Origin of the sequence: Hyphomicrobium sp., assembly GCF_051860585.1 — a bacterium.
In the GTDB taxonomy this organism is placed as follows: Bacteria; Pseudomonadota; Alphaproteobacteria; order Rhizobiales; family Hyphomicrobiaceae; genus Hyphomicrobium_C.
This window is the reverse complement of the sequence record NZ_JBHYDS010000006.1, coordinates 126,909-152,295: the sequence shown is the minus strand read 5'-3', so window position 1 is coordinate 152,295 and position 25,387 is coordinate 126,909. Positions and strand designations below refer to the sequence as shown.

23 protein-coding genes are annotated in these 25,387 nt (G+C 64.5%); 13 read left to right on the top strand and 10 right to left on the bottom strand.

Going from position 1 to position 25,387, the window contains the following annotated elements; translation table 11 throughout:
- Positions 1 to 264: 264 nt before the first annotated feature.
- Both ACTIFK_RS11490 and ACTIFK_RS11485 read left to right on the top strand, forming a co-directional pair.
- On the top strand, positions 265 to 519 hold the full coding sequence (locus ACTIFK_RS11490; RefSeq protein WP_439543208.1) for a hypothetical protein: 255 nt from the start codon (positions 265 to 267) through the stop codon (positions 517 to 519).
- Between the two features lie 27 nt (positions 520 to 546).
- The gene (locus ACTIFK_RS11485; RefSeq protein ID WP_439543207.1) at positions 547 to 1,407 is read left to right on the top strand and encodes a WecB/TagA/CpsF family glycosyltransferase; all 861 of its coding nucleotides are present in this window, start codon (positions 547 to 549) and stop codon (positions 1,405 to 1,407) included.
- A 40-nt stretch (positions 1,408 to 1,447) separates the two neighbouring features.
- Here the strand turns inward: ACTIFK_RS11485 and ACTIFK_RS11480 are convergent, their stop codons facing one another.
- The 3 genes from ACTIFK_RS11480 to ACTIFK_RS11470 are packed head-to-tail and all read right to left on the bottom strand — an operon-like array spanning position 1,448 to position 4,632.
- Positions 1,448 to 2,095: a PIG-L deacetylase family protein gene (locus tag ACTIFK_RS11480; protein WP_439543206.1), complete on the bottom strand. Its 648-nt coding sequence runs from the start codon at positions 2,093 to 2,095 to the stop codon at positions 1,448 to 1,450.
- A 9-nt stretch (positions 2,096 to 2,104) separates the two neighbouring features.
- Positions 2,105 to 3,445, bottom strand: coding sequence for a UDP-glucose dehydrogenase family protein (locus tag ACTIFK_RS11475; protein ID WP_439543205.1), 1,341 nt, complete (start codon positions 3,443 to 3,445; stop codon positions 2,105 to 2,107).
- Positions 3,442 to 4,632, bottom strand: coding sequence for an NAD-dependent epimerase/dehydratase family protein (locus tag ACTIFK_RS11470; RefSeq protein ID WP_439543204.1), 1,191 nt, complete (start codon positions 4,630 to 4,632; stop codon positions 3,442 to 3,444). The genes ACTIFK_RS11475 and ACTIFK_RS11470 overlap by 4 nt, the downstream gene beginning before the upstream one ends.
- Positions 4,633 to 4,891: 259 nt before the next feature.
- On the opposite strand from ACTIFK_RS11470, the gene ACTIFK_RS11465 reads away from it, so the two are divergent.
- From ACTIFK_RS11465 to ACTIFK_RS11455, 3 genes are all read left to right on the top strand, one after another.
- Complete coding sequence (locus ACTIFK_RS11465) at positions 4,892 to 5,758, top strand: glucose-1-phosphate cytidylyltransferase (RefSeq protein ID WP_439543203.1); 867 nt, start codon at positions 4,892 to 4,894, stop codon at positions 5,756 to 5,758.
- Between the two features lie 62 nt (positions 5,759 to 5,820).
- The gene (gene rfbC, locus ACTIFK_RS11460; RefSeq protein ID WP_439543202.1) at positions 5,821 to 6,381 is read left to right on the top strand and encodes a dTDP-4-dehydrorhamnose 3,5-epimerase; all 561 of its coding nucleotides are present in this window, start codon (positions 5,821 to 5,823) and stop codon (positions 6,379 to 6,381) included.
- Between the two features lie 14 nt (positions 6,382 to 6,395).
- Positions 6,396 to 7,745 (top strand): NAD(P)H-dependent oxidoreductase, encoded by a 1,350-nt coding sequence (locus ACTIFK_RS11455; protein ID WP_439543201.1) that lies wholly within the window; start codon positions 6,396 to 6,398, stop codon positions 7,743 to 7,745.
- On the opposite strand, the gene ACTIFK_RS11450 is transcribed toward ACTIFK_RS11455, so the two are convergent.
- Positions 7,721 to 9,349: a GMC oxidoreductase gene (locus tag ACTIFK_RS11450; protein WP_439543200.1), complete on the bottom strand. Its 1,629-nt coding sequence runs from the start codon at positions 9,347 to 9,349 to the stop codon at positions 7,721 to 7,723. The genes ACTIFK_RS11455 and ACTIFK_RS11450 overlap by 25 nt on opposite strands.
- 259 nt (positions 9,350 to 9,608) lie before the next feature.
- Here ACTIFK_RS11450 and ACTIFK_RS11445 point away from each other — a divergent pair, with 259 nt between their 5' ends.
- Positions 9,609 to 10,334: a TylF/MycF/NovP-related O-methyltransferase gene (locus tag ACTIFK_RS11445; protein WP_439543199.1), complete on the top strand. Its 726-nt coding sequence runs from the start codon at positions 9,609 to 9,611 to the stop codon at positions 10,332 to 10,334.
- A gap of 9 nt (positions 10,335 to 10,343) precedes the next feature.
- Here ACTIFK_RS11445 and ACTIFK_RS11440 read toward each other — a convergent pair whose 3' ends face one another.
- The gene (locus tag ACTIFK_RS11440; RefSeq protein ID WP_439543333.1) at positions 10,344 to 12,905 is read right to left on the bottom strand and encodes a glycosyltransferase; all 2,562 of its coding nucleotides are present in this window, start codon (positions 12,903 to 12,905) and stop codon (positions 10,344 to 10,346) included.
- Between the two features lie 199 nt (positions 12,906 to 13,104).
- Entirely contained in the window at positions 13,105 to 13,320 is a 216-nt protein-coding gene (locus ACTIFK_RS11435; protein ID WP_439543198.1) for a hypothetical protein, read from the bottom strand.
- On the opposite strand from ACTIFK_RS11435, the gene ACTIFK_RS11430 reads away from it, so the two are divergent.
- Positions 13,319 to 14,692, top strand: a complete 1,374-nt coding sequence (locus ACTIFK_RS11430; protein ID WP_439543197.1) for a glutamate-1-semialdehyde 2,1-aminomutase — start codon at positions 13,319 to 13,321, stop codon at positions 14,690 to 14,692. The genes ACTIFK_RS11435 and ACTIFK_RS11430 overlap by 2 nt on opposite strands.
- Positions 14,693 to 14,919: 227 nt before the next feature.
- Complete coding sequence (locus tag ACTIFK_RS11425; protein ID WP_439543196.1) at positions 14,920 to 15,150, top strand: hypothetical protein; 231 nt, start codon at positions 14,920 to 14,922, stop codon at positions 15,148 to 15,150.
- 55 nt (positions 15,151 to 15,205) lie between these two features.
- Here the strand turns inward: ACTIFK_RS11425 and ACTIFK_RS11420 are convergent, their stop codons facing one another.
- From ACTIFK_RS11420 to ACTIFK_RS11405, 4 genes are all read right to left on the bottom strand, one after another.
- The gene (locus tag ACTIFK_RS11420) at positions 15,206 to 16,558 is read right to left on the bottom strand and encodes a sensor histidine kinase (RefSeq protein ID WP_439543195.1); all 1,353 of its coding nucleotides are present in this window, start codon (positions 16,556 to 16,558) and stop codon (positions 15,206 to 15,208) included.
- A gap of 3 nt (positions 16,559 to 16,561) precedes the next feature.
- A complete protein-coding gene (locus tag ACTIFK_RS11415) occupies positions 16,562 to 17,215 on the bottom strand; it encodes a response regulator transcription factor (RefSeq protein ID WP_439543194.1) in 654 nt (217 codons plus the stop codon).
- 130 nt (positions 17,216 to 17,345) lie between these two features.
- Positions 17,346 to 18,860: a sensor histidine kinase gene (locus tag ACTIFK_RS11410; protein WP_439543193.1), complete on the bottom strand. Its 1,515-nt coding sequence runs from the start codon at positions 18,858 to 18,860 to the stop codon at positions 17,346 to 17,348.
- Positions 18,861 to 19,108: 248 nt separating this feature from the next.
- Positions 19,109 to 20,626 (bottom strand): dihydrolipoyl dehydrogenase family protein, encoded by a 1,518-nt coding sequence (locus ACTIFK_RS11405; RefSeq protein ID WP_439543192.1) that lies wholly within the window; start codon positions 20,624 to 20,626, stop codon positions 19,109 to 19,111.
- Between the two features lie 283 nt (positions 20,627 to 20,909).
- Here ACTIFK_RS11405 and rpmH point away from each other — a divergent pair, with 283 nt between their 5' ends.
- The 5 genes from rpmH to ACTIFK_RS11380 all read left to right on the top strand — a co-directional run bounded on the left by rpmH (position 20,910) and on the right by ACTIFK_RS11380 (position 25,387).
- Complete coding sequence (rpmH, locus tag ACTIFK_RS11400) at positions 20,910 to 21,044, top strand: 50S ribosomal protein L34 (protein ID WP_291153660.1); 135 nt, start codon at positions 20,910 to 20,912, stop codon at positions 21,042 to 21,044.
- A 52-nt stretch (positions 21,045 to 21,096) separates the two neighbouring features.
- Positions 21,097 to 21,510, top strand: coding sequence for a ribonuclease P protein component (rnpA, locus tag ACTIFK_RS11395; protein ID WP_439543191.1), 414 nt, complete (start codon positions 21,097 to 21,099; stop codon positions 21,508 to 21,510).
- Positions 21,511 to 21,642: 132 nt separating this feature from the next.
- Positions 21,643 to 23,502 (top strand): membrane protein insertase YidC, encoded by a 1,860-nt coding sequence (gene yidC, locus ACTIFK_RS11390; protein ID WP_439543190.1) that lies wholly within the window; start codon positions 21,643 to 21,645, stop codon positions 23,500 to 23,502.
- Complete coding sequence (yihA, locus tag ACTIFK_RS11385) at positions 23,499 to 24,149, top strand: ribosome biogenesis GTP-binding protein YihA/YsxC (protein WP_439543189.1); 651 nt, start codon at positions 23,499 to 23,501, stop codon at positions 24,147 to 24,149. Before yidC ends, yihA begins: the two co-directional genes overlap by 4 nt.
- 179 nt (positions 24,150 to 24,328) lie before the next feature.
- The gene (locus ACTIFK_RS11380; protein WP_439543188.1) at positions 24,329 to 25,387 is read left to right on the top strand and encodes a linear amide C-N hydrolase; all 1,059 of its coding nucleotides are present in this window, start codon (positions 24,329 to 24,331) and stop codon (positions 25,385 to 25,387) included.

The following is a 25,387-nucleotide window of genomic DNA, read 5'->3' as shown; positions in this document are numbered from 1 at the left end:
TCGAGACCTTGGATCATAGGCGCGCCTAGCGAAATCCGCGGGGACAATCAGGATGGGTTCTGGCCAAGAAGGATTACCACCTACGCACACCATTGGGCCGGAGCACATCCGGTTCCGTCAGCCGCCTTGCCCCGAATGCGCATGACCCGCAGGCGCGAACCTGGCCCAGACTTCCAGCGATGAATGACTTCCCGTGATGAAGACATCCTGTGGCGAAGACTTCGCGTCCGGGACTGTCGGTCCCGGGACTGTCGAGGGAATGACATGGGCAGACGCCATCCCGTCGTACGCGGCACCGCAATGACCGGCTCCCAGCTCCGTGCGAAGCGCCTGTTCGAGGGCTTAACCGCCCATCCGAAGTTCGAAGTCGAGCGGCTCCATCCCCAGTTGCGGCGCGTGGACTCCTCCCCCAGCGCACGTCTGTCGAGGGAGCCGCCGGCCGCCCTTGAAGCGCGCCTCAGGCGCACGCTCGCCTTTTTCGAAGGCGCGCTCAAAGGCGACCCCCGGGCATTCGAGTAACCCAACATCAGAAAGGCCAGACGGGCCATGAACGACTTCGCAAAGACATGGCGTCCCAATCTCATCGCCGGAGAGAAAGTGGTGAGCATTGCGCCGAAGCCCGCCGCTCCCGCCATTCGCATCGTCGGCGCCCCGGTCTCCCTCGTGACGATGGAGCGCGTACTCTCAATCTTCGACAGTTGGGTTGGCTCCGGGCGTGACCGCATTGTTCTTCTGCGCGATGTGCACGGCGCCATGAAAGCCCGGCGCGAGCGTAATGTGGCCATCGCCCAGGAGAACGCCGACCTGGTGCTGCCGGACGGAATGCCGTTCGTCTGGATGGCGCGCCTGGCCGGCAAATCGCCGATCTCGCGGGTCTGCGGCATCGACCTTTTGCCCGCCGCGTGCCGCTACGGCGTCGAGCGCAAGTGGCGCCACTTCTTCTACGGCGCATCGCCGGCCGTCCTCGAAACGCTGTCGAAACGCCTGAACGAGCTTTATCCTGGCATCGAGATCGTCGGCACCTTGTCTCCTCCGTTCCGCCCGCTCACCACCGCGGAAAACGCAGACCACATTGCGCAAATCCGGGCCGCGAAGCCGGATTTCGTGTGGGTCAGCCTGAGTACGCCCAAGCAGGACCTTTGGATGAACGAGCACAACGGCAAGCTCGGCGGCGTGACGATGGTCGGCGTGGGAGCTGCGTTCGACATCAACGCAGGCGACATTCCCCGCGCACCGCTCTGGATGCAAAAGAGTGGGCTCGAGTGGGTCTACCGCCTCATGTGCGAGCCGCGCCGCCTGTGGAAGCGGTATGCGGTCACCATCCCTGCATTCGTGGTCCTCGGTACGCAGGAGCTGGTGTGGCGCAGGTTCGGATTCGAGCCGCGGACCAAGCCCCCGCTCGCCTAGCGCCCGCTTCCCTAGCGAGTTTGCGGCTGCCAACCGGCCGTCAGGCCATCAGCTTGCGGGCATAGAAGGCTTCCGCGAAGCGGGACGGAGAATTGCACTCGACGCCGCGCAGCCTGAGCAGCGCCCAGAACACGTCGTCCGTGAACCATTGCCGCTTGGCCTGCGATGGGAAGCCCTCGAACAGCTGTGAGATTTTCTGCCGGCAGCAATCCTCGGTCAGTGGCACGAACACGTTCGGCCGGCCGATATCCCCGTCGTACTTGAAGATTTCGTACTCGAGAATCGGATGATTTCTCCACGTGTTCCAGGTCAGTTGGGAGACGAGCCGATGGTCCTGATGCCTGTCGTCGTCGTGGTGGGTGAGGATGAGATCCGGCTCGAAGCTTTCCTTGATCTCCTCGAACTTCTCCTTGACCTGCTCCCCCTGGAACGGGAGGAAGCCATCGCGGAACCCGCAGATCGTCACTTCGCTCCGCGAGACGCCGGCAAGAAAAATGCCCGCCGAACGCCGGGCTTCCTTGGATCGCGCCGGATCCTCGGCGCCGAAAACAACCCACCGGACTTCGAGCGCAGGATTGGCATCGACCAGATGCATGACCGTGCCGCCGGCGCCGATCTCGATGTCATCGCTGTGCGCGCCGAGACAGAGAAGGCGTCTGACGCCCGAAAAGTCGATCAAGGCCTTCATGGATCGCGCCTACACGGTAAGACCGATGCCCCGATAGCGGGCCACAGACGAAGGCTTGAGAAACCGCCTGCCGTCGACGACAACAGGGGCAGGGCGGCGCCCAGACAGCATTTGGGGAAGATCAGAAAATTCCGGCCAAGGCGTGACCACCAGGATGGCTTCGGCCTGCTCGACGGCCTGACCGACAGACCCGGCGAACGTGGGCGGCGAGCCATTGAAGACCTTGCGGGCTTCGTCGGATGCGACCGGATCGAAGGCGATCACGTCCGCGCCACGGCGCTGCAGTTCGCGCACGATCTCAATGCTGGGCGCCTCGCGCATGTCGTCGGTGCCGGGCTTGAACGCGAGCCCAAGCACCGCAATCCGGCGTCCGTCGAGATTGCCGAGCTCATTCTCCGCGGTTTCGACCAGCCGCACCGCGCGCCCGGCATTGACCTCGATCACCGAGCGCAGAATGGGAACCTTGACTCCGAGATGCTCGCCAAAGGCCGTGATCGCCTTGAGGTCCTTCGGGAAGCAGCTCCCGCCGAACCCGCAGCCCGGCAGCAGGAATTTCGTGATGGCGGCGGCCTGCCGACCCGTCTCGGTTTCGACGTTGAGTTCCTTCATGGCATGCACGCCGCGCATCACCTCGATGGCATCGACGCCGTCCAGCCGCTCGCAGATGTTGGCAAGCTCGTTGGCCAGCGAGATCATCGTCGCCTGCAGCGCATTGGACCCGTACTTGATCATCTCCGCGGTGGAATTCGTGGTGCGCAGCACGGGAATTCCCGCAAACGACCGATAGAGCCCGGCAAGCGCGTCGTGCGTGCGCTCGTCGATGCCGCCGAGCACGATCCGGTCCGGACGCATGAAGTCCTCGACGGCCGCCCCTTCGGACAGGAATTCGGGGTTCATGCCGAGCCCGAAGCCGGTCCCCGCCGCCTTGCCCGAGGCTCCGGCGACCTCCGGTCCGACGACCTTATCCGTCGTGCCGGGAACGACGGTGCTCTTTACGACCACCACGTGATAGGCATCTTTGGTGCGCAGAACCTGGCCGATCTGGCGCGCGGCCGTCGCCACGTAGCTGAGGTCGATGTCCCGGCCGTCGAACGGCGTCGGCACGGCGATCAGCGTGATCTCGCTCTCTCGGATCGCCTCTTCCAGCGAAGATGTGGCCGTGAGCGCGCCGCCGCTATGCTTTGCGACAAGCTCCGGCAGATCCTTTTCGTAGATCGGGCAGCGGCCGGCAGTGATGGCCGCGACCTTACTTGCGTCCTGGTCGACGCAGACGACCCTGTGGCCGTGCTCGGCCAGACAGGCCGCGGTCACCAACCCCACATATCCCGAGCCGACGATCGAAACGTTCATTTCGCCTCCGCTTCGGCGTTGGCGCTGTACCACAACAGGGAGCGTCGCAAGCCTTCACGCAGAGGCACTCTCGGCGCGTAATCGAGTTCCGTACGCGCCTTGTCGATGATGGGGCAGCGCCGGTTCGGGTTGTCGATCAGGTAATCGCCGTCGTGGCTCTTCTGGCGAACGACCTGCCCGGAATAGCCGAACAGGTCCTTCGCGATCGCGATCATTTCCTGGGCCAGGTCGGCGACGCTGATCTCGGGCTTGTCGCAACCGATGTTGTAGCCCTCGCCCGGGCGGCCGCGGACCAGCACCTTGAAGTAGCCGGAGACGGCATCGGCCGAATAGCAGAACGTCCGCGTCGGCGCGCCGTCGGACAGCATGACGATGTCCCGCCCGGCGAGGATATCGCGCGCGAAATCTGGAATGAGACGCCCGTCGGTGATCTTGAGACCGGGGCCGTAGTTGTTGAACGGACGCGCCTGTTTGACGGCAATGCCATGCTGCCTGGCGAAGTTGACGCAAAGCGTCTCGCCATAGCGCTTGCCTTCGTCGTAACACGCGCGCGGACCCGTGCAGGACACGCGGCCCGCATAAGTCTCGTCGGTCGGAATGAACGCCGGCTCGGGATCTCCGTAGATCTCGCTCGAAGAGAAGAACAGGAAGCCATCGAGCGGCTGGCCCTTCTCTTTTTGCGCCAGCGCATAGTCCAGCAGCGTCCGCAGGCCGTTGACGTTGGAGTCCATCGTCGCGATCGGATCTTTGCGATAGTAGGTCGGAGACGCAATGGACGCGCCGTGGACGACGTACGCGAACTCTTCCTTGAGATCCGGCAGCGGATGGCGCAGGTCGTGCGCCACGATATCGATGGCCTCCTGCCCGCGCAGGTCCGCCAGCCATCCGGGCATGCCCCGCGAGAAATTGTCGAACACCGTAAGGCGGACCCGTCTGCCCTTGTCCGCATGGGCGTTGAAGGCGGCGATGGTCAGCACGAGGTAGTAGCCCAAAAAGCCGGCGCCGCCGGTGATCAGCAGCGGCTTGCCGGCCATCTGATCCAGCTCATCCGATAGGCTATCGCAGAGGTTTAGAAGATCGTCATGAACGACCTCGTCCGCGGATTGCGGCAGGCCCGCTCGATCGGTCGGCGCCGGCCTGAGCCGCGCCATTCCGGCCGAGAGTGCAGGTTGAAACAGACCCGCCATACGCGCCCCCATCTCTGATCGAACGACATCGCCAACAGTCGGCATCGCCAAACACTGGGCGGCGGCTACATCGGGGTCAATGTCCAAGACGAAGGGCAAATGCCCCGCAAAATGCGCTCCGGCCATAAGTGGGTACCACCTACGGTGCCTTGCTCTCGGGGCGAACACTGCCGGATTGTCAGGCAGGCTCTAGCGTTCGCACGCCCGCCACGCATATCCGTCGCCAGCGTGCAGCACGGCTAAATTCGGAGGCGTTTCCATGAAGGTTGTGCTGTTCTGCGGTGGGCTCGGCACGAGGATCCGGGAGAACTTCGAAAGCGTGCCGAAACCGATGATCCCCATCGGCAACGGACCGGTCCTTCTGCACTTGATGAAATATTACATGCAGTACGGCCACCGCGATTTCGTCCTGTGCCTCGGCTACAAGGCCAACGTCATTAAGGATTTCTTCCTCAACTATCGCCCGCAGACCTTCGGCGATTGCGTGATCTCCGATTCCGGCAAGCAGGTGGATATGCTGGACGACGCCAACGACGATTGGCGCGTCGCGCTGATCGATACGGGCGTCTGGCGGTGCATCGGCGAGCGGCTGTGGGCCGTGCGGCACATGGTCGAAGACGAGGAGATGTTCCTCGCCAACTACAGCGATGGCCTTTCGGATGTCGACCTGTCGTCGATGATCGAGCAGTTCCGGCGCAGCAACAAGCTCGCCTGCTTCCTAGCCGTACGCCCCCACGTCAGCGTTCACTTTGCCGACATCGGCAACAACGGCGAGGTTCGCTCCATCCGCAGCGTTAAGGATCGCAACCTTTGGATCAACGGCGGCTTCTTCATCCTGCGGCCCGAAATCTTCGACTACATGCGTGAGGGCGAGGAACTCGTCGAGGAGCCGTTCCGCCGCCTCATCGCCGAAGACAAAATCATGGCCATCAAGCACGACGGCTTCTGGCGCGGCATGGACACTTTGAAGGACCGACAGGCGCTCGAAGACCTGGTCGAAAACGGCAAGATGCCCTGGCTGATCAACGGCTACCGCTCGCCGGAGCGTGCCTGCTCCATCTACCGCGCGCGCAACGGCAGCGATCACTTCGGCGAGCACCACAATGACACGCATCCCCACACCTAGCGCCGGCAGCCGGCCCAGCAGCCGGACACGACGGAGCGTCGGGACAAGGAAGCACGGTTCTCATGAACTTCATTGAAACCAGCGTCGCCGATGCCTTCTTGATCGAGCCGGTCGCGATCCGGGACGATCGGGGGCATTTTGCTCGCATCTGGTGCAGTGACGAATTCGCCCGCCAGGGCCTGCCGACGCACATGCTGCAAATCAACGTCGGCTACAGCTCGAAGAAGGGCACGCTTCGCGGTCTCCACTTCCAGGCCTATCCCCACGAGGAATGCAAGGTCGTGCGCTGCACGCGCGGCCGGGTGTTCGACGTCGTGGCGGACCTCCGCCCGGACTCGACGACCTACGGACGCTGGTTCGGCGTGGAACTGACGCCCGAGAACGGCCTGTCGCTGTGCGTGCCAGAGGGCTGCGCCCACGGCTACCAGACACTCGTGGACGACTCCGAGATTTCCTATCTCACGTCCGCGCCTTTCGCGTCCTCCGCCGCGCGCGGCATCCATTACCTCGACCCCAAGCTCCGCATCACTTGGCCGTTACCCGTCAGCATCATTTCGGCGGGCGACCAAGCCTGGCCCAATCTCGGGGATCGGGTAGATGACCGAGCGTTTGCCGTAACCTAGCCCGGAGCAAAACGATGGTGAATATCGACGCGGCCCTGGCGGGTCTCCACCGCGATGGTCGGCCAATTCAGGTGGCCATGGTGGGCGCGGGCACGACCGGGCGGATGATTTCCGTCCAGCTGCTGACGCCCGTCCCCGGCATCCGCTTGGCCGCGATCGCAAATCGTTCGATCGACAGGGCCGTGCTCGCCTACAGCAACGCGGGCGTGGAGGAGGTCAGCCGGGCGGATGATGTCGGGCAAGTCGAGCGCTGCATCGAGCGCGGCGCCTACTGCGTGGTGGACGATCCCGCGCTGCTCTGCGCTGCGGGCAACATCGACGTGATCATCGAGGTCACCGGCGCCGTGGAGCACGGTGCGTCTGTCGCCCTCGACGCCATCCGGCACGGCAAGCACATCATCCTGGTGAACGCCGAGGTCGATAGCACCGTCGGTCCGATCCTCGCCGAGTACGCCCGCAAGGCCGGCGTCGTCATGACGAATACCGACGGCGACGAGCCTGGTGTCGCCATGACCCTGATCCGCTATCTGAAGTCGATCGGACTGCGCCCCGTCGCCGCCGGCAATATGAAGGGCATGATCGACCACTATCGGACGCCGGAGACCCAGCGCGAGTTTGCCGAGAAATACGGCCAGAGCGCCCCCAAGGTAACCTCGTTTGCCGACGGCACGAAACTGGCCATGGAATGCGCGGTGCTGGCGAATGCGAGCGGATTTGGCGTCGGGCAACGAGGCATGTACGGCCCCAAATGCGCCCACGTCTCGGAGATGGTCGGCAAGCTCCCGGCCGATCAGCTTCTCTCGGGCGGCCTCGTGGACTATGCGCTCGGGGCCGCGCCGTACACGGGCGCTTTCGTGCTCGTTCACGAGGACAATCCGAAGAAGCAGAAGGAGCTGGCCTATTTCAAGCTGGGCGATGGTCCGTTCTACGCGTTCTACGTGCCGTATCACCTGCCGCACATCCAGATCGCATCGACCATCGCGCATGCCGTGCTCTATAACGACGCCACCGTTGCGCCCCTTGGCGCGCCCCTGTGCGAGGTGGCGGCCGTGGCCAAACGCGATCTCAAGGCCGGCCAGATCATCGACGAAATCGGCGGCTACACGACCTACGGCGTGATCGAAAACGCGAAGGCGTTCACCTCGGAAGACCTGCTCCCGATGGGCGTGGCGGAAGGATGCCGCGTCCTGCGCGATCTGCCGAAGGACACCGCGATCGGCTATGCCGATGTCGCGCTGCCCGAAGGGCGCCTCTGCGATCAGCTGCGCGCCGAGCAGGCCCGCCACTTCGGCGCCGGCGACAGCTCACGCGCGCCTTTCAAATCTCCCCGCGACGGCCATTACGGTGCGGCACTCGGCGCGTAGGAGCCGGATTTCAGCCGGTCCGCGAGCCGCAACGCGAGCGCCACGATCGTGAGGGTCGGGTTCGCATAGCCGCCGGTCGGAAAGACGGAGCTGCCCGCGAGGAAGAGATTGGGCACCCCGTGAACCTGGCAATGCTCGTCGACCACGCCCTTGGCCGGGTCGCGATGCATGCGCGTGGTGCCGAGATGGTGCCAGTTGCCGAAAACGGCTGGTGCCGGTGCACCGGGATTGAGCATCGTCTCAAGCGTGCCCAGGCCGGATTGGCGGAACGCCTCCGCGAAGATCTCGAGCGTGCGGCGGAGCGAGTAGAGGTCCTGTTCGGTCCAGCGCCAGTCGAGTTCTGTGACGGGCAGACCGAGGCGGTCTCGTTTGCGTCCGAGCCTCACGCGCGACTCCGGGTTCGGCGCCTGCTCGGCCATGACGTCGATGCGCAGGATGTCCGCTCGCCTCCCGCGCCGTTTATCGAGCTGATGGCTGACCACGTCCCGGGCTCCCGCCGCGATGCGCGCGGCATGCCCCAAGAGGCCAGGAACCGGGACCCCGAAGTGCACGGCCCGGCGAATGACACGGGCGGACCGCAGGGCCGGGCGCATGGCGGACGGATAGGTCGGCCTGATCCGCATGACCGAGTTGAGCAGCCCTTCCCGGACAATGACCTCGTCCGAGAGCCGCAGCATGGCCTGGAAATCGTAGGAGTCGCCCCCATTCTGGCGGAGATAGAACGCCGGAAGCTTGCGATCGAACGTCTCTGAAGGCAGCAGGAAGCCCGCCTCGACGTCGAGATGCTCCATGAAATAACGGCCGACGAGGTCGTGCTCGTTGCCGAGCCCGCGCGGGTTCGCAGCCTTCGAGACCAGCAGGAGACGCGCGTTCTCGATCCCGCCGGCCGCAAGGATGACCGTACCGGCGCGCACGTTGAAATGATTGCCCTCGAGCGTCGCGCACGCGACATGCTCGACGCCTCCGGTTTTGCCGGAGAGTTCGACAGCCGTGGCGTGCACGATCACATCGACGTTGTTCGAGCTGGAGAGCTCGTTCTGATACCGGTCGAAGCTGCTCTTCCGGCCGAACTGAACGACCTCGGACGCGACGACGCTACGATCGAGGGGCAGCCGGTGTCCGTGCCCGCCGTTTTCCCAGGCCTCGGCGCCATACGCGTACGGCCCGAGATTGCAGATCGTCTGCGCGCGCCGATAGTAGGGGTCGAGATCGCCCCGCGAGAACGGCCAGCCGTGCAACGGCAGCGTGTCGCGCGCCTCGAAATCGACGGCGTCGAGCGGGCGCGCCTGGAGGCCATGGCCTTGCCACGCCAGGGACGATCCGCCGAACGACCGGACGCGCGTGAACCGGAGTGGATAGTAAGCTTCGCCCGTATTGTTGCCGCCCGCGAGCGCCTGCTCCTCCAGCACGTGCCGGCGAAAGATCGACGGCAGCGCCTTGAGCGACACGCTGAACTCCGTGCCGCCGCCTTCGAGGAGAATGATCTTCTCGCGCCGGCCGATGAACTCGCGGCAGAGCGTAATTCCGGCAGCACCAGCGCCGATGACGCAAATGTCGGCCTCGAGAACCGAGCCGCTGGCAATCGATCGGGCATCGCTGAACATGGACAACCTGGCGAACGCGCACACGCTCTAATTGGACAATCCGCGTGCTTACGAATTGGTGACAAACTCCGCGTTTCCCCGCCACTGCGCGTTAGGAGCAATGACGGTTAATATGTCCCGAAAGGGGTAGACCGCGCATGCTTGTGAGCAATTGACCGGCCCCCCGTTGCGCAACAAGCATAGTTGGCGCCACCGGGCGTCTCGTCGCCATTCTGTGCCGAGCGGGGAAAACTCCCAGAACCCAACGAGGGCCGCCGCCATGACCGCAATCGCCAACTTGACCGGCATCGCCAAACGGATGGGCGTCGCCCGTCCGATCAAGCGGTGGATCCAGGCAAACGTCGAAACCGGCTTTCACAGCCTTTCACCCGACCTGCTCGTCGCGGTCGTGCGCGCGCTCGAGGAGCAGACCGATTTTGAAGGCCGCGCCTATTACGAGTTCGGCGTGTTTCGCGGCTACAGCCTGTGGTTCGCGGAGCAGATTTCGCGCGGCCGCACACCCAAGGACTTCCAGTTTCACGGCTTCGACTCGTTCCAGGGGCTGCCCGAGACGCGGGTCGATGCACGGTTTTTCGGCCGCGGCGACCTGACCGCCGGCTACAACCGCGTGCGCGACAACCTCACCCGCTTCGGCGCCGACTGGAGCCGGATCCAGCTCCACAAAGGGTTCTACTCGGACCCGTTCTTCTCCGAACTCTCGTCGCGCGTGACGTTCGATCCAGTCTCCATCGCCGTGATCGACGTCGTGGTCTATGAATCGTGCGTGCCGGTTCTCAACTTCCTCGGCCCCCGGCTCGTCCCGGGCTCCATTCTCGTGTTCGACGACTTCAACGACATGGGCCGGTCGGACCTGCACGGCGAACGCCGCGCGTTCAAGGAATACACGGAGCGCACCGGCCTCGAGACGGAGCAGATCTTCGAGCTGGGCTTCGAATGCGTGGCCTTCAGGGTAAAAACCCCGCCGCGTCTCGCGTCTCCCGCGTGACGCGAGCGCTCACTCGGCCGGCGCCCTGAGGTGCATGGGGGGGCCGGCCTGTTCCGTCGTCGCGGTTCTCAAGGCAAAGAATGACCCGATCAGCCTGACGCTGTTGGCCACCGTGAGCGCGACCGCGGCGCCTGTCACGCCCCACGCTCCGACCAGCGGCAGCATCAGGAAGGCCGCCGCAATCGCCATCGAGTTCATGAGGAGCGCGCTGTTGCCGCGCGAGATGCCGAGCAGGAACGTGCTCGTCATCTCAGCCAGGAAGTTCACGGCCGCGGCGAGAACGACCAGCCGCACCACCGTATCCAGATGCAGGTACGGCGAGTCCGCGCTGTAGCAGAGGTGCAGGAAGACATAGGGCACCGCAAACACGATGGCGCAGTAGCCGAAGATGAGCGGCGCGCCAATCAGGAAGTACGTGCGTGCCGCCTGCCAGCTTGCGCTCAGGCCGCTCTCCTTAAGCGTCCTGGCCGCGATGGGCGCGATGATGTTGCTCATGCCGAAAATGACGGGATTGGTGAAATTCGCGATGTTCATGGCCGCCTGATAGGCACCGGCCGCGGCCGTTCCGCCAAATCCGACGAGCGCCCAGGTGAACATGTGGGTGCGGACCTGGATGACCGATCCGTTCAGAAAGGCCCAGCGTCCCATGTGCCAGAAGTAGGAGACGTTCTCGCGCGCGAGCCGCAGCGAGGGCCGCGACAGGCGCAGCACGAGGCCATGCACCAACATCGCCGCGAAGCACGCCGCCGCCATGGCGAGGAACGCGTTCGGCAGCGTGAGGTGGTTGTAGTGAACCAGCAGCGCGATGGCCGCGGCCTGGCCGAGGTAGCAGACCGCATCGCCCCAGACCGCGTCCCGGTGCCGCAAACTGGCCATGAGCGATTGGCGCATGGCATCCTGTGTTTGCCACACGATGAGGAACGCGGCGGACGCCCACAGCAGATCACCGCGGCCGAGCACGGCGAGGCCGCCGCCGATCGCAAGCGCATAAAGGGTGCTTGAGGCCACCACCACCGCGATGCTGGTCGAAATCAGCCGCGACGGATCCTTGGTCTCCCGGCCCGCGACCCGCAACGTCAGTGGATAGAGCACCAGCGACAGATGGACATGCTGGACGAGGAAGAACAGCGTCATCAAAAGCGCGAAGTAGCCGTAGTCGGCCGGGATCAGATACCGGGCCAGCACGATCTGCAGAACGAAATTTCCAAGGCTCACGATGCCCTGGTCCACGAGCGTATGGAACGCGTTCTGGACATGCTGAGACGACCGGATCTTCGACCCCACATCGCTGGCGCGCGCCCTGAGGTCGCCCCGGTCGCCGGGCGTTTTGCGCGGCGGCGGAGCGGTGTGCGAGGTGCTTTTCGCCTTCTTGAGAACGCGCTCGTAGCTCTCGGCGGCGGTCACGGCGGCGCTGTCCCAAGTGTATTTGGCGGCTTCGGCGCGCCCGCATTCGCCCATGGCTTGGCAGCGCTCTGGATTGCCGGCGAGGTCCTCGACCGTTCTCGCCAGCTGTTCGGCATCACCCGGATCGACCAACTGGCCGCAGCTTTCCTTCAGAAAAAACGGAATGCCGCCGACCCGGCTGGCGACGACCGGAAGCCCTTGCGACATGGCCTGCAGAACGACAATGCCGAACGTTTCGGCGAGCGTCGGGAAGACGAACAGGTCGGCGCGGCGGAAGCAGGCGTCGACCTGGTCATCGTCGAGAAAGCCGGTGACGATGATCCGCTGGTTCGGCCCGCACCGGCTCATCGCGCCGTCATAATCCACGCCGGGCCGGCGCTCTCCTCCGACGATCAGCAGATACGGAATGTCGAGCTTGGCGAACGCCTCGAACAAGACGGGAAGCCCCTTGTTCGGCGTGTGGTTGGCCAGAAACATGCAGGTGATTTGGCCCGGCGTCCGCTCCGGGGGAATGCCGCACCGGGTGAGGGCGGCAAAATCCGTCCCGGCATCGCCGGGCTCGGGCATAGGAACGCCTGCCGGCACGACGATCAGCTCCGGACCGCGAAAGCCGCAGGCGCGAACGAACGGAAAATCGGCCGGCGTCAGCGCGAAGATCGCATCGGCCCCCTCCACGACGCGACGGACCGGTTTGACCATGTACTGGTCCCAGACCATGCTCTGGATGGAATTGAACCCGTAGACCCGAACCCCGTTCTCGACTTCGTTGAAACCGTGCGCCGAGACGACATAGGGAATGCCGCGCTGCCGGCAGACATTCGCGACACGCTCCATTTCGAGCGCCGGCATCGGATTGTGGATGTGGACCAGGTCATAGTCGCCGTCCGCAATGATTTCCGGAATGTTGGACCGGTAAAAAAGCGATTTGTAACGGTTCGGAATTGCGGAGCTGGAGAGAAACGGCGGCAACTGGGTTTCCACGTGCACACGGCGGAACCCCTCTCCGTCGTCGACGGGCTGCACCTCACCCGTTCCGTTCAACATGCTCGCGACGGTGATGTCGACGTGGCCCGCCAGGGATCGACTCAGCCTTTCGCCTGCCCCGGCGCCCCCGCTGACCGAAAGGTGAGGTGGGGCGATGATGGCAGCAAGCACCTTCGCGTTCATTTGCGCCACGCCCTTCAATCTCCCCAAGCCGTTGCACCCAAGACGTCGGAGGGGGGCTAGGACCATAAGCCCCGAGCGATTGCCGCAAGCGTCGCCAGCGAGATCGCGACCCCATCACGCGAATGATGCCGCGATGCGGTACGGGCGGTATTGGGTTTTCTTAGAGGGTGCGATCACCTTTGTGGGTACTCCCTCTGCGCTACGTCAGATGGGAATTGCGATCGCGCATCGCCGCTCGGCCGCGATCGCGCGCAAGGCCAGAAAACAGGCACAGAATGCTTAATTGAATTCCATTTAACATCGCTTGCCTCAAAAATACTGAGGGGTTGGAAAGGGTTGATGTTTGAGTTTTCAAAAACCTAAGATTGGAAACGCCAATAATGTTTTCGGCGGGAATAACATTCGGGCTAAACATGACCAGCCCTCTTTCTAGACCGCGTTTGGACGCTTCGATTGCGCACCCTGCAGTTGATTGCGATCCCGCGTTCGATGCCTCGCTTCGGCTGCAGAAGCGGTTTCACGAGATCATTCCCGGCGGCTCTCACACCTACGCCAAGGGTGACGACCAGTATCCGGAGTTCATGCCCCCCTACATCGTCCGGGGAAAAGGCTGCCGCGTTTGGGATGCCGACGGCAACGAGTTCATCGAATACGGCATGGGCCTCAGATCCGTATCGCTTGGCCACGCCTACCCGCCGGTCGTCGAGGCGGCCCAGCGGCAGATGGCATTGGGCTCGAACTTTACCCGCCCCGCTGTGATCGAACTCGAATGCGCGGAAGCCTTGCTGGGCATGATCAAGCGCGGCGACATGGTCAAATTCGGAAAGAACGGCTCCGACGCCACCAGCGCCGCGATCCGCTTGTCGCGCGCCTATACCGGCCGCGACCGCGTCGCCATCTGCGGCAGCCAGCCGTTTTTCTCGACCGATGACTGGTTCATGGGCACGACCGCCATCGCAGCCGGCATCCCGCGCGCGGTCAGCGACCTCACCGTCAAATTCCAGTACAACGATATCCAAAGCGTCCGCGACCTGTTCGCCCAATACCCCGGCGAAATCGCCTGCGTCATCCTTGAGGCCGCGAAGGAAACAGACCCCGTGGACGGCTTTCTCCACGAGACGCAAAAGCTCTGCAAAGCGAATGGCGCCGTTTTCATTCTCGACGAAATGATCACGGGCTTCCGGTGGCACAACGGCGGCGCTCAGGCCTACTACGATATCGATCCCGATCTCTCGACCTTCGGCAAAGCGCTCGGCAACGGGTTCTCGATATCGGCGCTTGTCGGCAAACGGGAGATCATGCGCCTCGGCGGCATCGATCATGACCGGGAACGCGTCTTCCTCGTCTCGACGACCCACGGCGCGGAAAGTCACGGCCTCGCAGCCGCCCTCGAAGTGATGCGGATCTACCGCGAACAGCCGGTCGTCGACACGCTGCGCCGCCAGGGCGAGCGGCTGGCAGCCGGCGTGACGAAATCGATCGCGGAACTCGGGCTCGACGGCCACTTCTCGCTGCTCGGCAAGCCCTGGTGCATGGTCTACGGAACGCGCGATCGGCAAAAACAGCCGTCCCAGCCGTTCCGCACGCTCTTCATCCAGGAAGCATTGAAACGCGGCCTGCTCGCGCCGTCGTTCATCGTCAGCTATACGCACACCGACGCCGATGTCGATCGCACGATCGAGGCCGCGCATGGCGCTCTCGAAATCTATCGCCAGGCGTTGGACGTCGGTGTCGACAGGTACCTCGTCGGCCGCCCCGTCAAGCCTGTGATGCGCAAACACTGCTGAGCGTTCGCCGCACCACTCCGCGAAGCGAGCCTTGACGCCGCGCGCATGCCTGCCGTCCGCCCACGTCCATCCCGGCAAAAACTCCGATGGTTGAACGGCACGGCGCCGATAACCGCCGTGCTCCTCGTCGATCCTCCCCACCCTTTTGGCGCGGCTATCAATTCGCTGTCAGGTTACTTTCATGTTGAGCGGTCATGGTGAGCGCACAAAAGACCGTTGAGGGCCCCATGACGCTTCCTTTGGTAACGCTGGCCGTCTCGATGATTGCAGCTGGCGGCGTGACGCTGATCTATCAGCGCAGCGGCAAGCGCAGCTTCGAAACGTTTCTGATTTTTGCCGGCCTCGCGCTGATGGCCTGCGGTTTTGCCATCGCCCGCGATGTCGTGGACGGCTCGACCAACATCCTTTGGGTGGTGCAACACGCGACACCGCTCATATCCACGGCATCCTCGAGCTAACGAGCGCATTCAGCGTCGAGATCGCAGTCTGCGTCATCGCAGTCTGCGTCAGGAGCTAGACCGCGCCCGGAAACTTGAGACCGATCTCGAAACCATCGGCCTGCCCCTCGGCCGGCGATGTCATCTCGAATTCTGCGCCCGCCTGCCGCATCAGAGCATCCACGATCGCGAGGCCGAGGCCGTCGCCGGGACTGCCGGGCGCGCCTCCGCGCCGAAACCGCTTCTTGAGTCCCGCGAGCACGTCGGGCGGGATAGCCGGGCAGCCGTTGGTGACGCGCACGCTATGGTCGGACCCCACCCTCACGGCGATCGGCGCGTCGCGGTCGCCATGATGCACGGCATTCTCGATGACGTTCCGCAGTACGATCGCGAGCGCATCCTGATCCATGGCCACCCAGCACGGCGACTCCATGGGCGTATCCAGCAACAGACGCTCGCCGACATCGGGACGCCACGCATACTCGTCGACGATCATCCCGGTGATGGCGGACAAATCGCTCCGCTCCCGCCCGTGGCCAAGTCCCGCCTGCGTGCGCGCCATCTGCAGCAGCTTCTCGACGCGCCGTCCCAACTGGCCGAGTTGGGAGGCGACATTCTCCGCCCGCGCGCTGTCGGATGTGCCCTTGAGATTGGCCGCCAGCAATTGAATTTGCGCCCGCGCGGACGCGATCGGATTGCGCAGCTCGTGGGCGGCATTGGCCGCGAACGCCCGCTCCGACGCGATGGCCGCCTTGAGCCGCTCCATCAGCGTGTTGGCGGCATCGATGACCGACGTGAGCTCTCCCGGCAGGCCCGCGCCATCGAGCGGTTCGAGATGGTCGCCGCCGCGCGCCGCGAGCTCGCGCGACACCTGGGCCAGTGGCTCGGTCGCCCGGTTCACCGTGCGTAGAATGGCGAACAGCGCGAGCGGCAGCAGCGCGAGCAACGGAGACGCGAGCCCAAGCCACAGCCCGACCACCGCTTCGTGGCGTTCTTTCAGCTCTTGCGCGACCACGATGCGCACATTGTCCTGGCGCAGGAACTTCGAGTAGTAGCGAAACCCGTTGCTGTTGCGAAAGCCGTCGCTCAGCGAGCCAGGCGGAGGCGTTCCCGGTGCGTCATCCGACGCGACCAGCACGGCCCCGTCGGCGTCCTGCAGATAGTAATGCACGTGACCGCGGCTGGCCTGGAACGAGGTCGTCCGGCCGTGCCCGACCTTTGCATCGATGGCGCCCGAACCCATCAGCTTGTATTGGTGCAACGCGACGGGAATGATCTGTCCGGTCGTCTCGCGCAACGCGCTGTCAAAAACTTCGTCGAGTTCGTGCCGGACCGTGAGGCCGGCAATCGTCACGCCGGAAATCCAAAGCACGGCAACGAGACCGATGAGCGTTTTGACGAGACGTTGCCTGATGGTCCACCGCGTCATGGGTTAGCGGTCCATCCGGTAGCCGAGCCCGCGCAAGGTGCGAATGGCTTCGCTGCCGAGCTTCTTGCGGAGACGGCTGACGTAAACCTCCACCGCGTTGCTCTCGATCTCCGCTCCGAACGCGGCCAAGACTTCCTCAAGCTTGGCCTTCGAGATGGTAGCGCCCAGCCGATTCGTGAAGCACTCCAGCACCGCCCATTCGCGCGCTGTCAGCGAGACTTCAACGCCACCTTTCGAAATCCGGCGCGCCGCCTGATCGATCACGATATCCCCGATGGTCTGCTGCGGGCCAGCGGTCGCAATCGCCCGGCGCTGGACCGAATGGATCCGCGCCGACAACTCGTCGAGGTCGAACGGCTTCAGCACATAATCGTCCGCGCCCGCGTTGAGGCCCTGGATACGATCCCGCACCTGGTCGCGGGCCGTAATGATGATGATGGGGACAGCCTGTCCAGACTTCCGGACCGAGGTCAGGAGATCGAGGCCATGCCCGTCGGGCAAGTTGAGATCGAGGAGCACCAGATCGTAGTCCACGGTGCGCATGGCTTCCGAGGCGGCATCGAGCGACTGCATCCAGTCGACGGCATGGAGCTTATGCAGATGCGCGGCCACGGCCTCGCCCAGCAGCGGCTCATCCTCGATCAGTAGAATTCTCATCGCACCCGTTGTTTACGACGTTGACGGCGGCCATAGCGGTCTCACCTGACAGAAAGCTGAACAACGCGCCTGCTTTCGGGCAAAACGCGGGCGCGGATTGGTAAAGCGGCCAGCCAGTCGAACCCAAAGCTCAACGCACCGCCCGGTCGGGGATATCGAACCGGAAGGCCGCGCCGAGACCGGTGTCGACCAGTTCGAGCTTGCCGCCGTGCACGCCGACCAGCTCCGACGCGATGGCGAGCCCGAGACCCGAGCCGTCCTTGCGCGTCGTGCCCTGGAACGGACGGAACAAAGTTTCGCGCGCGCGCTCCGGCACACCCGGACCCGTGTCGGAGATTTCGATGAACACCCGGCGTCCGTCGCGCCAGGCCTTCACCCGTATTTCGTCCGACTTGTCGTGATCGCTCTTGCTTTCGATGGCCTGCACCGCATTCCGCGTGAGATTGCTCAAGACGCGGAACAGGTGCTCATGGTCGGCATCGATCAGAAGCTGGTCGTCCACGTCGACGATCCACGCGATTTTTCCGTCGCGGCTGAGGCCGAGACCTTCCGCCACCTCGTCGAGAAGGGGCTTGAGGCGCATCAGATCGCGGCGCGGCTCCGCTTCCTCCGCGCGCCCGAACCGCAACGACGTGTTGCAGAAATTGATGGCGCGATCGAGCGACGCGATCAGCTTGGGCGCAAACTGCTGCACCGTCGGATCGGGAATCGTCGTCAGGCGATCCGAGATGAGCTGCGCGTTCGCCAGCATGTTGCGCAGATCGTGGCTGATCTTGCTGACGGCGAGCCCGAGCTGCGCCAGTCGGGTCTTCTGAAACAGCGCCTGCGTCAGCTGACGCTGCATGTGCGCAAGCTCACGCTCCGCGATGCCGATCTCATCGGCCCGGCCGGACGGCGTGATGATGCGGCTCGAATCCTCGGGGTTCTCTCCGAAGCTCAGCATGTTGCGCGAGATGCGCATCATCGGCCGCACGAGCAGCGCGCTGATCGCGAAATAAACCAGCGCCGCCGTGATCAACGAGATCATGATCGAGAGGTAGACGATGTTCATGCCGTAGCGGACCATCGCCCGCTTCAGCGTCTCCTCGGGCAGCACCACCTCGATGACGTCGTCGTACCGCGGCCCGAGCAGTCCGACGATCCGGATCACCCGGTCGTCGGGCGCGAAGAACACCGAGACGGCATCGCCGATCTGCGACAGGCGGATCGAAAGCTCCTGCGTAAGCGTCAGATCGGTCGGTTCGCGCAAATCGAAATGCTCGTCGATCGAAAGCTCCGAGACCGGCGGCAGCACCAGGCGCCGCGCGCCGCCGCGCCGGATGGCGACAGCGCGCACGAGCGCCGTCCGCACAAGCTCGTTGCGCAAGGCCGGCGGCACGGTGCGCCCCGGCACCGCCTCGGCCGCGAGCGCCGCCACGTTCGCCGCCGTTAGCCGGTCGTTGAGCCAGCTGACCCGGTAGTTGGCGATGGCCGGCAGAAAGATGAGAATTTCAGCGAGCGTGACGAACAGAGCCGTGAGAACCAGCAGCTTGGCCGAGAGCCCGATGCCGAGCCACCCGTGCCGCGCCGCAGCCGCACGAGCCCGGAGCCACGGCCAGATGGCCGTGCCTTTCTTCTCCGTCGGCTCGTTGACTCGCTCGTCCATGTCGAAGGGTCTGCTCGCTAGAAAGTGGCGGCCTGTCACGCTGCGCTGTCGTTACAGGATCGCGCCAAGACGTGGGCTCGCGCTCCGCCCCGGCTTTGACACGACACGGAAAGGGACACGACCCGGAAAGGCCCGGCCGATTCTGACACTTCGGGGCCGTGATGTCACCCATCGCCCGATCGGACGCAGGCGAGCCATGCCTTGTATGCGCCGCCGCGTACCGCGCACACCATACCGAGCGCACGGCGCTAACCAAACCGGGCGAGCAGATCGATGAGCTTGCGCGCCTTGGGGCTCCCGGGAAGCTGGGAGAAATGGCGCACGGCGGCGCGCTTCGAAACTTCGCCGAGCGTCGGATAGGGCGCCACGTGCGCGGCCATCGCCTTGACGTGAAGCTTTTCCGCAACCGCAAGCGACCACACCTGGATCAGCTCGCTCGCGGCAGGCCCGACGATCGTCGCCCCCAGAACCCGCCCTGTGTTGCTCGTGACGATCTTGGCGTGGCCGACGACCGTGCGGTCGATCTGCGCCCGGTCGACCTCCGAGAACGGCCAGCGCAGAACATGCACCCGGTGCCGCGCCGCCCGCGCCTCCTCCTCGCTCATGCCCACGTGAGCCAATTCCGGATCTGTCATCGTAACGGAGGGAACGATCGCCGTGTTCGCTTTTGCCGGCAGCCAGAACAACGCCCGCTTGAGCACGATCTCCGCCTGATAGCTCGCGGCATGGTTCGACGGCGCACTGCCGTTCACGTCGCCAATGGCGTAGATGCGCCGGTTCGACGTTCTGAAGCCCCGGTTGACCGCGATCCCGTCCCGCGTGTGCTTGATGCCGGCAGCGGCAAGATTGAGATCGGAAAGATTGGGCGTCCGGCCCAACGCGATGACGAGGTGAGACCCGTCCACCGTTTCGAAGCCATGGATGGTCGAGACGTGCGCGCGCACGAAGCCCGCCATCTTCTCGACGCGCTCGACCTTCGTGCCCTCGCGGATGTCGACGCCTTCGGCCCGCAGCGCCGCAACCACCACGGACGCAGCCTCGGGATCGTCGCGGCCGAGCGCGCGCGCGGCCTCGATGACCGTGACCCGCGCGCCGAGCCGGAGATGCGCCTGCGCCAGCTCGAGACCGGCCGGCCCGCCGCCGATGACGACGAGATGCGTCACCTTGCGGTCGACATCCGCGATCGTGTCTTCCGTGTAATAGGGACACCCTTCGAGGCCGTCGATCGGCGGCACCGTCGGCGAAGACCCGGTGGCGATCACGAAGCGCCGCGCGCTAATGCGATAATCCCCGGCCAGCACCGTGCGCTTGTCGAGAAAACGTCCCGCGCCCAGGATCACGCGCACGCCAAGCCCGGTCAGCCGCTCGAGGGAGGCGTTCGGCGCCAGCGTGGACACGACGCCGCGCACGTGCGCCTGCACCGCGCGGGGGTCGATCTGAGGCTCGACCGGCGAAATTCCGAACGGCGCCGCCGTCCGCATCGCATGCGCCCGCCGTGCGGAGGCGATCAGCGCCTTGCCGGGCACGCAGCTCGCGTGCAGCCCGCTGCCGCCCATTTTCTGCTTTTCCACCAGCACCACCCGGCGTCCGAACGCGGCCGCCATCGTCGCGACGGCAAGACCGCCCGCGCCGGCTCCGATGACACAGATATCGGTCTCGAGCGGCTCCCCAGCGACATGCACGTCGCCCTTGGTCTGGGACGGCGCCGGGTCTCCGTTCTCAAGGGAACGCTGCGCCTGCGGGGTGAAGCGGGGGGATTGGCTCATGAACATGCGCTCCGGCTCGTGTTAACCGAGCTTTCCCCGGTCTGCGACGCCATGGCAAGGGCTTAGGGCGGCTGGACCCGTCCGCGTCCCGCCCTTAAAAGCCGGTCTCGCAAAGTTGCAGGGTCACAGGGCTGAAAACGGCGGGCAACATCTTGCGGTCCAACGCAATTGACTTGCCGCGGCGTGCAACTTATAAGCCGCTCATCTCATCACGAGCGGCCCTGGATGGCGCATTTCGCCGTCCTCGTTGCTGTTCGCTTTTAGCTTTGACTGGAGTACTCCCGTGAAACGGACCTATCAACCGAGCAAGCTCGTGCGCAAGCGCCGGCACGGATTCCGCGCCCGCATGGCAACCGCAGGTGGCGTCAAGGTCATCGCGCGCCGTCGCTCGAAGGGCCGCAAGCGCCTGTCGGCCTAGTCGCCTGACGACGCTCGGCGCAGCAGGAACCCGTTGATCGGGAGGCGGCGCCGTGGCGGTTGCAACGCTCAAGAAACGTTCGGAATTTCTGAGACTTAGAGGGGGCGCGCGGTTTGCGACGCCCTCATTCGTCGTGGAAACCCGCCCGCGCGGTCCGGACACCGGCGGCCCAACCGCGAACGGCGCGACCCAACCGCCCCCCGGCGCGGCAAACGCACCCCGTTTCGGCTTCACCGTCACCAAAAAACTCGGCGGCGCCGTCGTCCGCAACCGCATACGCCGCCGGCTGAAGGCCGTCGTGGGCCTCGTTGCCCCGGACCTCGCCCGCGCCGACCACGACTACGTCCTCGTCGCCCGCCTAGCCGCCCTCGATCGGGCCTTTGCTGACCTCAAGAAAGACCTTGAACGCGCATTGCAACGCGTGCATCACCCTGCGGCGGTCACGAAAAGAGAGCGATCGCCCTGACGGGGCGCATCGGACCGCGCTCAAATCACCCGTTCCAGCACCGCCGTGCGGGATGTAAGAGAGCCGAGCTGAAATTTGCGGGGCCGCCGTCCATGGGACACGTGCGGCCGCACCGCGCCATCCGAGGTCTTCATGAGCCAGCGTCCGGACGACAATAAAAACCTGCTTATTGCCGTCGCCCTCTCCATGGCGGTGATGTTGGGCTGGCAGGTGTTCTACGCCGGACCCCAGATCAAGCAGCAGCAGGAGCACGCCCGGCGCGAGCAGGCGGCCAAGCAAGAGGCAACGCGCAGCGCCGAGACGCCCGCCACCCCGGTCACACCCGGCACGGCCGTGCCGAGCACGACCTCTCCCGCGCAATCGATGACCGCCCTGCCGACGGCCACCCGCGAAGAGGCGCTGTCGAAAGCGGCCCGCATTCCGATCGAGACGCCCTCTCTGAGCGGCTCGATCTCGCTCAAGGGCGGCCTGATCGACGACCTCAGGCTGATCAACTACACCGAGACCGTCGACCCCAAGAGCCCAAAGGTCGTGCTGTTCTCGCCGCTCGGCGCACCCCACGCCTACTTTGCCGAATACGGCTGGCAGGGCGCCGCGCGCTCGCAGGTGCCGCTGCCGGATAGCGAGACCGTCTGGCAAACCGCCGCCGGCGCGAAGCTGACGCCCGAAACGCCGGTCACGCTGACCTGGGACAACGGCCAGGGCCTCAAGTTCCGCCGCGTCGTCGCCATCGACAAGCAGTACATGCTGACCGTCTCCGACGAAGTGCAGAACACCACGTCGGGCGACGTCGTCCTCACGCCGTACGCGCGCCTCTACCGCTTCGGCACGCCCCACACCTCGGGCTACGCCGTCATTCATGAAGGCCTGATCGGCGTCCCCGGCGACGCAGGACTCAAGGAAATCACCTACAAGGCCGTCCTCGAAGACGGCGGCGGCAAGAGCTTCGACGGCAAGACCGGCGGCTGGCTCGGCATCACTGACAAATACTGGGCCGCGGCCCTGATCCCCGACCAGAAGGCCACCTACGCCGGCAGCTTCCGCGGCCAGCCGTCGGTCGGTGGCTCCCAGGAAGTGTTCTGGACCGACTACCAGCTTGGCGTCGTCCCCGTTGCCGCCGGCGCGACCTACAAGACCGAAGGCAGGCTGTTCGCCGGCGCCAAGCAGGTCAAGGTGATCGAAGCCTACGAGGTCGAGCACGGCATCGAGAAGTTCGAGCTGCTGGTCGACTGGGGCATGTTCTACTTCATCACCAAGCCGCTCTATTACGTGCTCGACTGGCTCTACGGCATCCTCGGCAACTTCGGTCTCGCCATCCTGGCCGTGACCGTGATCGTCAAAGGCCTGTTCTTCCCGCTCGCCAACAAGAGCTACGAGAGCATGGCGAAGATGAAGAAGCTGCAGCCGCAGATGGAGCAGCTGCGCGAACGCTACAAGGACGACAAGGCCAAGCAGCAGCAGGAGCTGATGGCCCTCTACCAGAAGGAAAAGATCAACCCGCTCGCGGGCTGTCTGCCCATTTTGGTTCAGATCCCGGTCTTCTTCGCGCTCTACAAGGTGCTGTTCGTCTCGATCGACATGCGTCACGCGCCGTTCTTCGGCTGGATCCGCGACCTCTCGTCAGCCGATCCCACGTCGATCTTCAACCTGTTCGGCTTGCTGCCCTTCATGGTGCCGGAATATCTGCACATCGGTGTTTGGCCGATCATCATGGGCATCACGATGTGGGTCCAGATGCAGCTCAATCCGCCGCAGCCGGACCCGGTTCAGCAGCAGATCTTCAGCTGGATGCCCCTGCTGTTCACGTTCCTCCTCGGAGCCTTCCCGGCCGGCCTCGTCATCTACTGGGCCTGGAACAACGTGCTGTCGATTGCACAGCAGTGGTACATTTCGAGCAAGCAGGGCGTGCCGGTTCATCTCTTCGACAATCTCAAGCGCACATTCGCTCCTGTGACGCGATTGTTCTTCCCGAAGTCAGAACCAAAGGGATGACCGCCGCCGACGCACTCTTCACGCCTGACGACATCGAGGCCGGCGAACGCTTGGTGCTGCGGCCCTGGCAGTTCGTGAAGGGTGTGGTGGCGCTCGACGGACTGCCGGATGACGGCTGGACGGAAGTTGCCTTTGCCGGCCGCTCCAACGTCGGCAAGTCCAGCCTCATCAACGCGATGGTGCGCCACGGCGGCCTCGCGCGGACATCCAACACGCCCGGCCGCACGCAGGAGCTGAACTTCTTTCGCCCCCACGACGATCCGCTCTACCTCGTCGACATGCCGGGCTACGGATTCGCCAAGGCGCCGAAGGACAAGGTCGAAACCTGGACGAAGTTGATCCGCGCCTATCTGAGCGGCCGCCCAACGCTGCGCCGCGTGTTCCTGCTGATCGACAGCCGTCACGGCATCAAGACGCCGGATCGCGAGATCATGAAAATGCTCGATACGACCGCGGTGCCGTATCAGGTCGTGCTGACGAAGGCCGACAAGATCGGCGTGCCCGCGCTCGACGCCGTGCGCACGAAGACCGAGGGCGATCTCTCGTCGCATCCGGCCGCCTTCCCGATCGTGCTCACGACGTCGTCCGAAAAGGGCGACGGCATGGCTGAGCTTCGCGCCACGATTGCCGCGCTCCTTCGGGACTGACAGGGCAGTTCGCCGACGGCGGCCGGCGTCATCCCGCCATCCCGGCGTCGCCCGAGGCTCATCGAATTATATCAGACAATAGAGCAGCTTATTAAGCAGCCCGACCGCGCGCGTTTGCTCCGGAACGCGCAGGAGACGAAGCTTCGGACCTCTTCAAGTCCCACTCGTCAGGAGCTCCGATGATCCGCAAACTGCACGCCTCGGCGATATCCGCCGCGGTGCTGGGAACCAGCATGGCCCTGCTGGCCGCAACCGACGCCTTCGCCTGCACACGGGTGTTCTGGAACACCAACTCCCTCGCCAAAGTCAGCGGGCGCACGATGGACTGGCCGGAGAGCACCCAGCCCACACTCGCCGTGTTCCCGCGCGGCATCGCGCGCGACGGCGGCAAAGTCGGCGCTGACGTGATCGTCAAGGAGAATGCCGCCCAGTGGACGTCGAAGTACGGCAGCATCGTCACCACGATCTACGGCGTCGGCGCGGTCGATGGTCTCAACGAACGCGGATTGGGCGCGCACCTCCTTTATCTGAACGCCACCGACTTCGGCCAGCGCGACCCAACCAAGCCCGGCATTCAAGCCGCCCTCTGGGCGCAGTATGTGCTCGACAATGCCGCGACCGTCGCGGAGGCGCTTGCGCTCCTCGACAAAGTCCAGATCGTCATGGCCGAAGCGCGCGGGCACAAAGCGAATGTGCATCTCGCCCTCGAAGACGAGAGCGGCGACTCCGCAATCATCGAATACATCGGCGGCAAGCCGGTCGTGCATCACGGCAGCGAATACCGGATCATGACCAACGATCCGTCCTTCGATCAGCAGCTCGCTCTTTTGCAGAAGGTCGACTTCTCCAACCCGAGAAGCGACATGCCCCTCCCCGGCAACGTCAACCCGGTCGATCGCTTCCAGCGCGCGGCCTACTACTCGGCGATGTTGCGCGAGCCGAAAAGCGAGCGCCAAGCCATCGCCGAGATCCTCGCCATCATGCGCAACGTGTCCGTCCCCTTCGGCGCGCCGTACAAGGGCTTCGGAATTTACAACACCGAATACCGCACGGCCCTCAACCTCACCGGCAAGCGATACTTCTTCGAGCTGACGACGAGCCCGAACGTCGTTTGGGCCGACCTCGCCAAATTCGATCTCTCGGAAGGCGCGCCGGCGTGGGAAGTGGACCCCGACAACATCGACCTCTCCGGCGATATTTCAGCCAAGTTCCAGAAGCTCGACAAAGTGCCCTTCTAG